At 40.6% G+C, this 12,776-nt stretch carries 11 protein-coding genes; 4 read left to right on the forward strand and 7 right to left on the reverse strand.

Annotation, left to right across the window (positions count from 1 at the left end):
• Positions 1-82: 82 nt before the first annotated feature.
• Complete coding sequence (locus FPK91_RS01645; protein WP_144207062.1) at positions 83-1,591, reverse strand: methyl-accepting chemotaxis protein; 1,509 nt, start codon at positions 1,589-1,591, stop codon at positions 83-85.
• Positions 1,592-2,043: 452 nt separating this feature from the next.
• On the opposite strand from FPK91_RS01645, the gene pheS reads away from it, so the two are divergent.
• The 4 genes from pheS (at position 2,044) to lpxM (ending at position 6,846) form a co-directional block, all read left to right on the forward strand.
• Positions 2,044-3,027, forward strand: coding sequence for a phenylalanine--tRNA ligase subunit alpha (gene pheS / locus FPK91_RS01650; protein ID WP_144207065.1), 984 nt, complete (start codon positions 2,044-2,046; stop codon positions 3,025-3,027).
• Between the two features lie 15 nt (positions 3,028-3,042).
• Positions 3,043-5,430 (forward strand): phenylalanine--tRNA ligase subunit beta, encoded by a 2,388-nt coding sequence (gene pheT / locus FPK91_RS01655; RefSeq protein WP_144207068.1) that lies wholly within the window; start codon positions 3,043-3,045, stop codon positions 5,428-5,430.
• Between the two features lie 4 nt (positions 5,431-5,434).
• Positions 5,435-5,734, forward strand: coding sequence for an integration host factor subunit alpha (gene ihfA / locus FPK91_RS01660; RefSeq protein ID WP_144207071.1), 300 nt, complete (start codon positions 5,435-5,437; stop codon positions 5,732-5,734).
• 176 nt (positions 5,735-5,910) lie between these two features.
• Positions 5,911-6,846: a lauroyl-Kdo(2)-lipid IV(A) myristoyltransferase gene (lpxM, locus tag FPK91_RS01665; protein WP_144207074.1), complete on the forward strand. Its 936-nt coding sequence runs from the start codon at positions 5,911-5,913 to the stop codon at positions 6,844-6,846.
• Positions 6,847-6,965: 119 nt separating this feature from the next.
• Here lpxM and FPK91_RS01670 read toward each other — a convergent pair whose 3' ends face one another.
• The 6 genes from FPK91_RS01670 to FPK91_RS01695 all read right to left on the reverse strand — a co-directional run bounded on the left by FPK91_RS01670 (position 6,966) and on the right by FPK91_RS01695 (position 12,740).
• Positions 6,966-8,096, reverse strand: a complete 1,131-nt coding sequence (locus tag FPK91_RS01670) for a ribosomal protein uL16 3-hydroxylase (RefSeq protein ID WP_144207077.1) — start codon at positions 8,094-8,096, stop codon at positions 6,966-6,968.
• An 80-nt stretch (positions 8,097-8,176) separates the two neighbouring features.
• Positions 8,177-9,547, reverse strand: coding sequence for an adenylosuccinate lyase (purB, locus tag FPK91_RS01675; RefSeq protein ID WP_144207080.1), 1,371 nt, complete (start codon positions 9,545-9,547; stop codon positions 8,177-8,179).
• Between the two features lie 54 nt (positions 9,548-9,601).
• Complete coding sequence (gene hflD / locus FPK91_RS01680) at positions 9,602-10,222, reverse strand: high frequency lysogenization protein HflD (protein ID WP_144207083.1); 621 nt, start codon at positions 10,220-10,222, stop codon at positions 9,602-9,604.
• A 3-nt stretch (positions 10,223-10,225) separates the two neighbouring features.
• Positions 10,226-11,347 (reverse strand): tRNA 2-thiouridine(34) synthase MnmA, encoded by a 1,122-nt coding sequence (gene mnmA, locus FPK91_RS01685; RefSeq protein WP_144207086.1) that lies wholly within the window; start codon positions 11,345-11,347, stop codon positions 10,226-10,228.
• A gap of 119 nt (positions 11,348-11,466) precedes the next feature.
• Positions 11,467-11,946 (reverse strand): NUDIX hydrolase, encoded by a 480-nt coding sequence (locus FPK91_RS01690; RefSeq protein ID WP_144207089.1) that lies wholly within the window; start codon positions 11,944-11,946, stop codon positions 11,467-11,469.
• A 140-nt stretch (positions 11,947-12,086) separates the two neighbouring features.
• A complete protein-coding gene (locus FPK91_RS01695) occupies positions 12,087-12,740 on the reverse strand; it encodes an rRNA large subunit pseudouridine synthase E (RefSeq protein ID WP_144207092.1) in 654 nt (217 codons plus the stop codon).
• Between the last annotated feature and the right edge of the window lie 36 nt (positions 12,741-12,776).

The following is a 12,776-nucleotide window of genomic DNA, read 5'->3' on the forward strand; positions in this document are numbered from 1 at the left end:
ACAAATACTGTAAAGGTGAGCTTTTTTGATATCAGTCAAATATAACTAGAATTAGAAGCGGAACCAAACTTGAATTAAGCCGCTAAATTTTAAGGCCGATCATCAGTTTATCTAAATCTTCTGCTGTGGTATTTAACTCATCACAACCTGATACTGAAGAGTTTGCCGCTTCTTCTACATTATGTGATTGATTACGAATCTCCATCAAGTTTGCGGCAATTTCATTGGCTACCGCCGACTGTTCTTCTGCAGAAGTGGCTATGAGCACGCTCATTTCGAATACTTTAGCGCTATGATGAGCAATGTTACTCAAGTCCTCACCAGTATGAAGTACATGCTTTTTACCTTCCTCAGCTTGATCTACTGTCCGAGACATCACTTGTGTTAAGTTTTTAGTGCCTGACTGCAGTGCTTCAATCATGGTTTTAATTTCAACAGTTGCAGTTTGCGTGCGGCCTGCTAACGTTCTTACTTCGTCAGCAACAACGGCAAACCCTCTACCTTGCTCACCTGCTCGAGCCGCTTCAATCGCAGCATTGAGCGCCAGTAAATTAGTCTGTTCTGAAATGGCGTTAATGGTAGTCACAACGGCATCAATTTTACTGGCATTGTCATTGAGTACATTTACCGCATCAGATGCATCTGCAATTTCATGAGATAATAAGTCAATAGCTTCAACCGTTGTTTCAATATCCTTAGAGCCCGTGGAGACTTGATTGTTGGCTTCTTGGGTTTCTGAAGATGATATTTCAGCATTGCGTGCAACTTCTATCACCGCTGCCGTCATTTCTTCCATTGCTGTGGCTAAAGAGTCCAAGTGTTGACGTTGATGTGCCGCAACTGACTGTCCATTTTCAGCTGTTGTTCTAAAGGATTGAACAACCTGTCTAATTTTTTCAGTTGCTTGAGTCATTTGTTGCACGAGCTTATGTTGCCTATCGACTAAAGTATCGACGCTAATAGCCAGTAAACTGAATTCATCAGGGACTTCAAAAAAGTTCAAACGGCCCGTTAAATCACCATCTGCCGCCCGTCTTAATGCCATTACCGTGGTATAAACTGCGCCAGTAATAAATGTTGAAATATAATAGGAAAATAAAAGGATGATGATAATGATGCCAGCCATAAGCAAATAAGCACTGGTATTATTCTGGCTTGCTTTGTTTGCGATAACAGCAATGTTTAATGAGGTCACTATTACAATTTCATGAGAGTTTACTTCACTCACAATTTCATAATTACCAGCTTGCTCTTCCACACCTCCACCTTGTCGAGCTAATTGCTGTAAATGGCTATTGAGAGTGTTAATATTAACGGCTTTGGATGCGCCATTTAACTCAGATAAAAAGCGTTGTTTTTGTTTTTCATCGAGTAAATCTAAAGCGACTTCAACGGCGTGGTTATAGGTATTGTTGAGCGTAATGGCTTCTTCTATTTCTGCGTGCGCCAATGTGTCTTCAAAGATTCTTGTTAGAGTAAATGTCAGTATTAAAATAAGTGAAATTGTGACTATAGCCAGTATGATAAACTTTGTTTTAATACTAATTTTAATAAGGTATTGATCTATCCATCTAAATTTTACTTCTTTCATTTGAGCCTCTTTTGACTGGGCGTTGTTAATGATATGTATCGGGTTTTGTTATAATTACTTTAGCTGAGAATAAATATTTCGCCTGCTCTTTGGTTAGTCTGAAAATGAACATTACATTTGACGAATAAAACAATATTTTCTAGTTGTCTGATTAAAAAGGTTTAATTCGAAAGTTGTACATAAATAAATTCCAAATGCGTAAAATTACAGAATAGTTATTTTCTTGAAATACTGAGTGTTAAAAAATGAAATTGAATTGATATAAATACCGAATTTTACACAATAAAAGTGTAATAAATGCTAGTAAATTAAGATCAGCTAACGTAAAATTCCAGCTTTTGTTTTACCCCCATGCTTTAAGTGTTAAGTCGTTTTGATACTTAAACTAATATGTCACCTGATAATCGGGTGCCCAACAGCATTTGAAATGCAAAAATGCAGTGGATGAGAAAATGCAGCAGTTAACTGAGATCGTAGAACAAGCCTTAGAAATAATAGGTAAGGCCAGTGATCTAAAGACATTGGATGATATCCGTGTCGACTACCTTGGTAAGAAAGGTAAGATCACTGACATGATGAAAATGATGGGTAGCTTAAGTCCAGCAGAGAAACCTGCTTTTGGACAAGCAGTCAATCAAGCTAAACAAGCGGTACAGAAGCAACTTTCTGAGCGCATTGAAGGTTTGAAAGCTGCTGAATTAGAAGCACAGCTTATCGCTGATAAAATCGATGTAACCTTACCGGGTCGTGCAATGGAAATGGGTGGTTTACATCCAGTGACTCGTACGATTGAACGCATTGAAACTTTCTTTGGCGAACTTGGTTTTACCACTAAGCATGGTCCTGAAATCGAAGATGATTTTCATAACTTCGATGCATTGAATATTTCAGAACATCATCCTGCTCGCGCTGATCATGACACCTTTTATTTCAATCCCAAGGTGATGTTACGTACGCAAACTTCAGGTGTACAAATTCGTACTATGGAGCATGAAAAACCGCCATTACGAATTATCTCTCCAGGTCGTGTATACCGTAACGATTACGATCAAACTCATACGCCAATGTTCCATCAAGTTGAAGGCTTATTAGTTGATGAAAAAGTTAACTTTGCAGAGCTGAAAGGCATTTTGCATGATTTTTTACGTAACTTTTTCGAAGAAGATTTAGAAGTACGCTTCCGTCCATCTTACTTCCCATTCACAGAACCTTCAGCAGAAGTTGATGTTATGGGTAAAAACGGTAAGTGGCTTGAAGTACTAGGTTGCGGCATGGTGCATCCGAATGTACTACGCAGTGTCGGTATCGACCCTGAAAAATACTCTGGTTTTGCTTTTGGTATGGGTGTTGAGCGTTTAACCATGTTGCGTTACGGCGTTAACGACCTACGTGCCTTCTTTGAAAACGATTTACGTTTTCTTAAGCAATTCAAATAACGGAGCAACATAAAGATGAAATTCAGTGAATCTTGGCTTCGTGAGTGGGTTAACCCATCAGTAAGCCGTGAAGAGTTATCTCACCAAATCACAATGGCCGGTCTAGAAGTTGACGGCGTTGACCCTGTAGCTGCTGAATTTAGCGGCGTGATAGTGGGCGAAGTGGTTGAATGTGGTCAGCATCCAGATGCTGACAAACTTCAGGTAACTAAAATTAATGTTGGCAGCGATGAGTTAATTGACATCGTCTGCGGCGCACCAAACTGCCGTTTAGGCCTTAAAGTTGCTGTGGCAATGGTGGGCGCTGTGTTACCTGGCGATTTTAAAATTAAGAAAGCCAAACTACGCGGTCAACCATCATTTGGTATGTTGTGTTCATATGGCGAAATCGGTATCGATATCGACAGTGATGGCATCATCGAATTGCCAACAGATGCACCGATTGGTAAAGATATTCGTGAATATTTACAATTAAACGATGCCATCATCGATGTAGATTTAACGGCTAACCGTGCTGATTGTTTAGGTATGGCGGGTTTAGCTCGCGAAGTAGGCGTATTAAACCGTCAATCGGTAGTAGAGCCAACGTGGGAAGCGGTTAGTGCCACAATTGATGACAAAGTTGCTATTAACGTTATTGCACCTGAGTCTTGCCCTCGCTATTTAGGTCGTGTGGTTAAGAACGTCAACGTAGCGGCTGCAACACCATTGTGGATGCAAGAGAAGTTACGTCGTAGCGGTATTCGCTCAATCGATCCTATTGTTGATATTACTAACTATGTTCTGATTGAATATGGTCAGCCAATGCATGCGTTTGACTTAGCAGCATTAAATGGTGCTATTCAAGTGCGTTTGAGTGATGGGGTTGAGAAACTTACCTTACTTGATGGCAACGAAATTACAGTGCCAGCTGATACCTTGGTTATTGCTGACGATAAAGCAGCCGTGGCATTAGCGGGTGTATTTGGCGGTGAAGCGTCAGGCGTAACAGGTAAGACTCAAGATATTTTACTAGAGTGTGCATTCTTTGCTCCTCTAGCGATCATGGGTAAATCTCGTCGCTTAGGCTTACACACAGACGCGTCACATCGTTTTGAACGTGGTGTTGGCCCTGAACTACAACATAAAGTCATGGACAGAGCTACGCGCTTAGTACTTGATATTTGTGGTGGTGAGGCTGGTCCTGTAGAGGAAGCCGTTTCTGAAGCGCATTTACCAAAGCCTGCTCAAATAACTTTACGTCGCAGTAAATTAGATAAAATTTTAGGCCATCACATTCCAGATGTTGATGTGACTGAAATCTTAGAGCGTTTAGGTTTTGCTGTTGAAGTATCTGCTGAAGCTTGGCTTGTGACAACGGCGACTTATCGTTTTGATATGGCTATTGAAGAAGACTTAATCGAAGAAGTTGCGCGTATTTACGGATATAATAATATCCCTAATATCGCACCCGTTGCTTCGTTAAGCATGTCAGATCACAAAGAAGCTGATATTTCATTAAGCAAAGTACGCAGTGTACTGGTTGCTCGTGGATTCCAGGAAGCGGTTACCTATAGTTTTGTTGACCCTAAATTACAAAACATTGTGCACCCAGATGCGCCAGCAATGACATTGCCGAATCCTATTTCGGTTGAAATGTCTGCAATGCGTTTATCGATGTTCACAGGTCTGCTGACATGTGTTGGATATAACCAGAGCAGACAACAAGGTCGCGTACGTTTATTTGAAACTGGTTTACGCTTTGTGCCTGATGCAGAAGCAGATTCTGGTGTTAGACAACAACCTATGATTGGTGCGGTTATTTCTGGTGTTCAAAATGATGAACATTGGTCAATGGATTCTAAAACTGTCGACTTCTTTGATTTAAAAGGTGATTTAGAATCAATTATCGGCTTGACAGTTTCGACTTCTGAATTTACTTTTAGAAGTGCAACACATTCTGCTCTTCATCCGGGGCAATGTGCTGAAATATTAAGAAATAATCAAGTCATTGGTATCATTGGTGCAGTCCATCCTAGCTTGGAAAAGCCTTTTGGTCTCAATGGTAAAACAATTGTTTTTGAGTTAGAACTGGACGCTTTACTGCATGCCAGTTTGCCGCTAGCTCAGGCTGTATCTAAGTTTCCTGCAAATCGACGTGATATTGCTGTAGTTGTTGATGAAGATGTTTCTGCAACTAATGTTATGAATTTGATAAGAAAAGTTGGCGAAAATCAGTTGGTTGGCTTAAACTTGTTCGACGTATACTGGGGTAAAGGTGTTGAAGCTGGCAAAAAGAGCCTTGCAATAGCACTTACATTACAAGACATTACTCGTACACTTGAAGAAAAAGACATTACCGAAACAGTTGATTCGGTTGTCTCGGCACTTAAGAGCGAGTTCAACGCATTGTTGAGGGATTAAAAGTATGGCACTTACCAAAGCCGAAATGGCAGAACATCTTTTTGAAACGCTTGGCATGAACAAACGTGTAGCCAAAGAGATGGTTGAGTCTTTCTTTGAAGAAATTAGAGAAGCACTTGAAAGTGGTGAGCAGGTCAAGTTATCTGGCTTTGGAAACTTTGATCTGCGTGATAAGAATCAAAGACCGGGAAGGAACCCAAAAACTGGCGAAGATATTCCAATTTCTGCTCGTCGTGTAGTTACGTTCCGTCCGGGGCAAAAACTGAAAACACGTGTTGAAGAAGAGAATTCTGGAAAGAAGTAATCTCGCTTTTAAATAAAAAAGCCACTCAATGAGTGGCTTTTTTGTTTTTGTTTATTCGCGAGTCCATTAACTGATATTTGTATTTTTTCAGATGTGGTCGCACTGATAAATTGTTATTATGGCGGCTTCATTAGTTTCTTCGTTTCATTGTGTTGATGTAATCTTTGAGGTTTATTTTGGCTAGACAAGCAAAACATTTCGATCGTCGATTTACACTTTCTTTACTGCATCCCAAATATTGGGCAACGTGGTTAGCAATCTTGGTATTATTGTTTTTTGGGAGCATGCCTGCCAGATTACGTGATCCCATTGCGCGACTACTTGCCAGGCTAGTGCGGGTTTATGCCAAAAAACCGATTAATATTGCGCGAATTAACATACAGGAATGCTTTCCTGAGATGCCAGCCTCAGAGGTTGAGGATTTGATTAAAGCCAATGTTGATATGTTTGTTTTAGTACTAATGTCTCAAGCAGAACTGTTAGTGAGATCTGATGCCCACATCAAACGCCGTATTCATATTATTGGCTATGAGCATGTTCAAGCAGCAAGAGATGCAGGTCAGCCCATTATTTTTATCATGCCCCATGTGTGGCCCCTTGAATATGCAGGGCTGCGATTGAATCAAGAAGTACCTATGGTAACGATGGCGAAAGCTCATAGGAACGGCTTATTCAATTGGTTTAGTAATCGACTACGTAGTAGTCAGAATGGTCGAGTTTACATGCGAGAGGCGGGTATACGCGCGTTAATCACTGAATTAAAGCAAGATAACAGTTTCTTTTATCTACCTGATGAGGATTTAGGCCCTGAGCAAAGTGTGTTTGCACCACTGCTTAGTACAGAGAAAGCCACTTTGCCAGTGGTTGGTCGTTTGGCGCAGGCGGGAAAAGCGCAGGTGCTACCGGTAAAAATTGGTTATGATAAAGCCGCTTACCGGTTTAATTTGACTGTGATGGCGCAGGTCAAACCTGAAGATATGCTAGGTAAAGACAATGAAGCTGTGGCACTTAATAAAATGGTTGAGCAAGTGATTCAAGCATACCCTGAGCAGTACATGTGGTTTCTGAAGTTTTTGAAAACGCGTCCAGAAGGGCAACCGAAATTGTATTGATTTTAGTTATGATTAATTAATGTCCCGTTTTGTTGGTGGTGATTAAATAGAAAAAGCACTCATTGAGTGCTTTTTTATTGCCAACTTAACGGCACTCTCTAATGTGTTATCCACATCAGTTATTCTGAAAAGAAAAACCAACCTTGATTGATAAACTGAGTGATTACGATAAGTAATTTTTCATCAGCTAACCATTCAACAAGTTGTGCTTGAGTCAGGGCGTGATCATTTGCGATTATGCTAATAATCTCTGGGTTGATCCCTGCAACACATATGGCTTCGCCGTTAACATAAAGCTGCTCTTGCGTGTCAGACTCCAGTGTTAACACTTTTAAGCCGCCGATACGCTGAATGTTAGCACCATCTTCAACCGCTTCGATGACATCAGTTTCCGAAATGGCTTGTTCAAACGGATTAATGTCTAACTCAAAACGATTTTGGCTTAGTAACTTGCCTAACATAGTTTGGTATTGGGCTGGATAATTCGCTAATTGCGCTAACAAATCCATGATACCTTGTTGCTGGGTTTGACTGACAACACCGTGGTTTGCTGATTCTTCAGTTGAAGTGAATCTGTGTTGCCCTGTGTTGTTATCAATTAATGTGTCAGCAATTTGAGTTAACAACTCTTGTTGGCTAGGGGCTCTAAAACCAATTGAGTAGCTCATAGCAAGGCTTAAGGTTTCACCGCAATGAGGGTAACCTGGTGGGATATATAACATATCACCCTTGGTTAACACGACATCGATTATTGGTTCAAAGTCTTCAACTAACGGACTTGATGCATCACCACCACGACATTGGTGTACACCGTTATGACCCACTTTCCAGCGACGTTCTCCTTCACCTTGAATAAGGAAAACATCGTAATTATCAATATGTGGACCGATCCCGCCTTGTGGTGTCGCAAATGACACCATCAAGTCATCAAATCGCCAATCAGGCAAAAATCTGAAAGCTTCTACAAGCGGCTGTGATTCTGGATACCAATGGTTGACTGCTTGAACGAGTAATTGCCACTTGTCATCACCGTGTTCGTCGTAGTCTTCAAACGGTCCTTGGATAACATTCCAACCATCAGCTTCGGTTTTTACAATGCGTGAAGAGATATCTTCTTCCATCGCAAGACCTGCAAGCTCATCGGCTGATATTGGATCTTCAAATGCTTTAAAGGCATTTTTGATGACAATAGGCTTTTGTTGCCAATTCTTGCTGATGAACTCAGCAGTATCAAAATTTAATGTATACATAGTTGTAAAAAAGGCGATAACTCAAGCTGAGCTATCGCCTATCCTTATTCAATAATCAATTTTAGCAATTGAATGGAAGATTATTTTAACTCGTCAACGAATGCTTCAGCACGGCCAATGTAGTTAGCTGGGGTCATTGTTTTAAGTTCAGCTTTAACTTGATCTGGTAATTCTAGACCATCGATAAATGTTGCTAATTGATCACCATCGATACGTTTACCACGTGTTAGCTCTTTTAATTTTTCATATGGCTTTTCGATGCCATAACGACGCATCACTGTTTGTACTGGCTCAGCAAGTACTTCCCAGTTTTTATCTAATTCAGCACGCAGATTTGCTTCGTTAACTTCAAGCTTGCTGATGCCTTTCAATGTCGCTTGGTAAGCGATTAATGAATGTGCCATACCTACACCAAGGTTACGCAATACTGTTGAATCAGTTAGATCACGTTGCCATCTTGATACCGGAAGTTTCGCGGCTAAATGCTGCATTAGCGCGTTAGCAATACCTAAGTTACCTTCTGAATTTTCAAAATCAATTGGGTTAACTTTATGCGGCATAGTTGATGAACCAATTTCGCCAGCGATAGTGCGTTGCTTGAAGTGACCTAGTGCAATATAACCCCAAATATCACGATCGAAATCGATTAAGATAGTGTTAAAACGGGCAATCGCATCAAATAGTTCAGCAATGTAATCATGCGGTTCAATTTGAGTGGTGTAAGCGTTCCAGTTAATGCCTAAGCTAGTGACAAAACGTTGTGAAAGTTCATGCCAGTTAACTTCAGGGTAAGCTGAAAGGTGAGCATTATAGTTACCCACAGCGCCGTTGATTTTACCCATGATTTCTACAGCATTAATTTGGTTAAGTTGACGTTCTAAACGAACTGCAACGTTAGCCATTTCTTTACCTAGCGTAGATGGAGAAGCTGGTTGACCATGAGTACGTGACATTAATGGCACTGACTTATGTTCTCTGGCCAATTGCTTAAGCGCTTCCACAATTTCAGCACACTGAGGGACTAATACTAATTCACGTGCTTCTTTGAGCATTAATGCGTGAGATAAGTTATTAATATCTTCAGAAGTACAAGCAAAATGCACGAATTCGTCGATAGCGACTAATTCAGCGTTATCTGCAATTTGTTCTTTGATGAAATACTCAACCGCTTTAACGTCATGGTTAGTGGTTCTTTCAATCGTTTTAACGCGCATTGCGTCTTCTTCGCTGAAGTTATCCTTGATGCTATCTAGTAAAATTAATGCTTCTTCACTAAATGGCGGAACTTCTTCAATCTCTGGGCAACTAGAAAGCAGTTTTAACCAGTTAATTTCAACTTGAACACGGTACTTTGTTAAACCGAATTCGCTGAAAATTCCTCGTAATGAGGTGGTTTTGCTACCGTAACGACCGTCTATCGGAGAGATAGCAGTCAGTGCAGAAAGATCCATTTGAAGCTCCTTGATGAACTTTTATTATGAGATGAAAATCGTAGGGTGAATCGTTTAGTTATTTTTACGGCTACTAATAGCGGTATCGACTATGGCTTTACGGGCAAAAACTAGATGGCGACGTTTGCCACCCAGTTGTCGCCATAAAACAGCACTGCGCATAGCGGCTAATAGTAAAGCTCGAATTTTTTGTTGTACCAGCGGTTGTTGCAAGTACGCTGGATTACCAGAAATTTGTAATTTAGGGCCAAGCTCGCTGATAGTATCACTATAAATGCTGGCAAGACTGGCGATGATTTGTTCATCAGTAATCGCGAAGTGATGCAATTGACGATGTACTTGATTAATGCGTTCGGCAAGCATCCCTAAACCATTTGCTGAGCGAACTAATTTACGCTCAAGTGCCAGCATACCAACAAGGTAACGAGTGGTTTCGACATCTTTGTCGCCACCATCACCTAATTGATTTTCAATGAGTTGATAACCTTTATTCAGCGCTTGTTTATCTTTATAAATATCAGAGATAGATTCTGGGTCTGTCACCAAAATGGTATTTAAACTTGCTGCAAGGGCAGCTTCGTCTGAATCACCATTGCGGGCAATATGCTGCACTTGTGCTACAGCTTGTAAAATACCCGCGAACGCCATAGTGCGTTCAAATAAGACTTGGCTCACGCGTTACCCTCTAATTAAACAATCAATGATGCCGCCACCAAGGCAGACATCACCATCATAAAATACCGCAGATTGACCTGGTGTAACAGCAGCAACAGGTTCATCAAATATGACCCGTAAATTCGTTTCATCGTCATAGGTTACAGTACAAGCAACATCTTGCTGGCGGTAACGTGTTTTGACAGTAATTTTTGCTGGCGCTGTAGGCCCTTTAAGGTCGACCCAATGTAACTGATTCACTGTCATACCAACTGACATTAAACGTGGATGATTACCACCTTGAGCAACGACTAATACATTACGGGTTAAATCTTTATCTACCACATACCAAGGGTCATCATTGCTGTTTTTCAAACCACCAATGCCAAGACCTTTGCGTTGTCCTAATGTGTGATACATCAAACCTTGGTGGGTGCCAATGACTTCACCTTCATCAGCGGTTTCAATATCACCTGGCTGAGCGGGAAGGTAGGTACCTAAAAAGTCTGTGAATTTTCTTTCACCGATGAAACAAATACCGGTACTGTCTTTCTTATCGTGAGTAATCAAGCCCATTTCTTTAGCGATATCACGAACCTGGTACTTTTCTAGTTCACCGACTGGGAATAAGCTTTTAGCAACTTGAGCACCGCTAAGGGTATAGAGGAAATAACTTTGATCTTTATTGCCATCAACACCACGTAACATTTGTGTACTACCGTCTGCATTGTCATGACGGCGAACATAGTGGCCCATTGCAATATAATCAGCATCGAGAATTTCGTCAGCGAATTCTAAAAATGCTTTAAATTTGATTTCTTTATTACACATGATGTCAGGGTTTGGGGTGCGACCTGCTTTATATTCGGCTAAGAAAAACTCGAATACATTGTCCCAATACTCAGCTGCAAAATTCACCGTGTGAAGTTTGATACCTAATTTATCACAAACAGATTGTGCATCTTTTAGGTCTTCGGAAGCTGCACAATACTCATCAGTATCGTCTTCTTCCCAGTTCTTCATGAATAATCCTTCAACCTCATATCCCTGCTGCATAAGCAAATACGCAGATACTGAAGAATCTACACCGCCGGACATACCTACGATGACTTTTTTACCATTTGAATTGGGAGTACTTAATGTCATAAAACCTAGAAACCATGAATGTTTAGATACAAGAGATCATAATGTGGTCGCTTTAATCGCATTTCAAGTGCGATACAAAAACAACCCTAAATTCTCTAAAATGTGCGGCGCATATTCTATCATGCATTATTGTTGGCGGCTATCATCTGCAAGTTGCTATCAATCACTGATAATGGGCTGTGAGGTTTATGTAAATAGTCCTCGATTGATTTGATGACCAAAGGGCTACGTAACTGGTGCCTACGAGCTTTTATTTCAGCAAAAGTAAACCAGTGGCACGCACTTATATCTTTATCTAACGGGATACATTCCACCCATTGTTCTACTTCAGCTGTGAACGTAAACCGCATGAAAGCTAACTCTTCAGAGGCACTAAATTGGTAGATACTGACCAGTGCAGTTATATCGACATTCAAGCCCGTCTCTTCTTTCACTTCACGCAAGCAGGCATCAATGATGCTTTCATTGGCCTCTAAATGACCAGCTGGTTGATTAAAGCGTATGTCGCCATCAATAATTTCTTCTACCAATAAAAACCTGTCATCACAATGAACAACGCAAGCAACTGTAGTATTGGGTTTGTAACGTTGTTTAGTCATCAATGGATCCCGTTAATTTCTCGTGTGATGAAGTGTTAATCTAACGTCTTATGTAGAGCATTTATAGATAGCCACTTATAGAAAGTCACTTACTAGAGAGTCACTTATATTTGAAACCGTTGGCTAACGGTGCGCAAACCTTAGTTTTCAGGGATCTGTATTTTGTACTCACCAGAGTTAATGTTATCTAAACTCCATTGACCTATTTTATAGCGAATTAATCTTAGGGTGGGGTGGCCAATGTGGGCTGTCATTCGTCTAACTTGGCGATTACGCCCTTCACAAATTTGGATTTCTAGCCATGTGGTCGGAATCGATTTGCGCTCACGCACGGGCGGAGTTCGATCCCAAATGGCTTGTTCATCGATTATTTTAACTTGTGCAGGGAGTGTCATTCCATCTTTTAATTCAACACCTTGGCAAAGGGCTTTTATTGAGTCAGCATTCGGTACACCCTCAACTTGCGCCCAATAGGTTTTGAAGGTTTTTTTCTTGGGTTGTGTTAATTTTGCTTGCAGCTTACCGTCATTAGTCAATAACAATAACCCTTCACTATCTCTGTCTAATCTGCCTGCGGCATATACATCTTTCACTGGTATAAAATCTTTTAATGTTTGTCGTCCAGATTCATCAGTAAATTGACATAGCACATCAAATGGTTTGTTAAACAACACTATGATGGGATCCGTTACTGGTTTGGAAACCGCACGTTTATAAGGCTTCTGGCCTGAACGTGGCAATGATGTGGACGCTGATTTACTATTGAAACGTTTTGTTTTGTCATTGGCTGACATACGTACGCCTTTAATGGTGAAATTGATTCATTTTGT

Origin of the sequence: Shewanella donghaensis, assembly GCF_007567505.1 — a bacterium.
Lineage (GTDB): Bacteria > Pseudomonadota > Gammaproteobacteria > Enterobacterales > Shewanellaceae > Shewanella > Shewanella donghaensis.

Bases quoted from the DNA above. Each gene is read 5' to 3' on its own strand.
- pheT (WP_144207068.1), top strand. From the start codon at position 3,043: ATGAAATTCAGTGAATCTTGGCTTCGTGAGTGGGTTAACCCATCAGTA.
- purB (WP_144207080.1), bottom strand. From the start codon at position 9,547: ATGGATCTTTCTGCACTGACTGCTATCTCTCCGATAGACGGTCGTTAC.
- pheS (WP_144207065.1), top strand. From the start codon at position 2,044: ATGCAGCAGTTAACTGAGATCGTAGAACAAGCCTTAGAAATAATAGGT.
- FPK91_RS01645 (WP_144207062.1), bottom strand. From the start codon at position 1,591: ATGAAAGAAGTAAAATTTAGATGGATAGATCAATACCTTATTAAAATT.
- FPK91_RS01695 (WP_144207092.1), bottom strand. From the start codon at position 12,740: ATGTCAGCCAATGACAAAACAAAACGTTTCAATAGTAAATCAGCGTCC.
- ihfA (WP_144207071.1), top strand. From the start codon at position 5,435: ATGGCACTTACCAAAGCCGAAATGGCAGAACATCTTTTTGAAACGCTT.
- FPK91_RS01690 (WP_144207089.1), bottom strand. From the start codon at position 11,946: ATGACTAAACAACGTTACAAACCCAATACTACAGTTGCTTGCGTTGTT.
- FPK91_RS01670 (WP_144207077.1), bottom strand. From the start codon at position 8,096: ATGTATACATTAAATTTTGATACTGCTGAGTTCATCAGCAAGAATTGG.
- mnmA (WP_144207086.1), bottom strand. From the start codon at position 11,347: ATGACATTAAGTACTCCCAATTCAAATGGTAAAAAAGTCATCGTAGGT.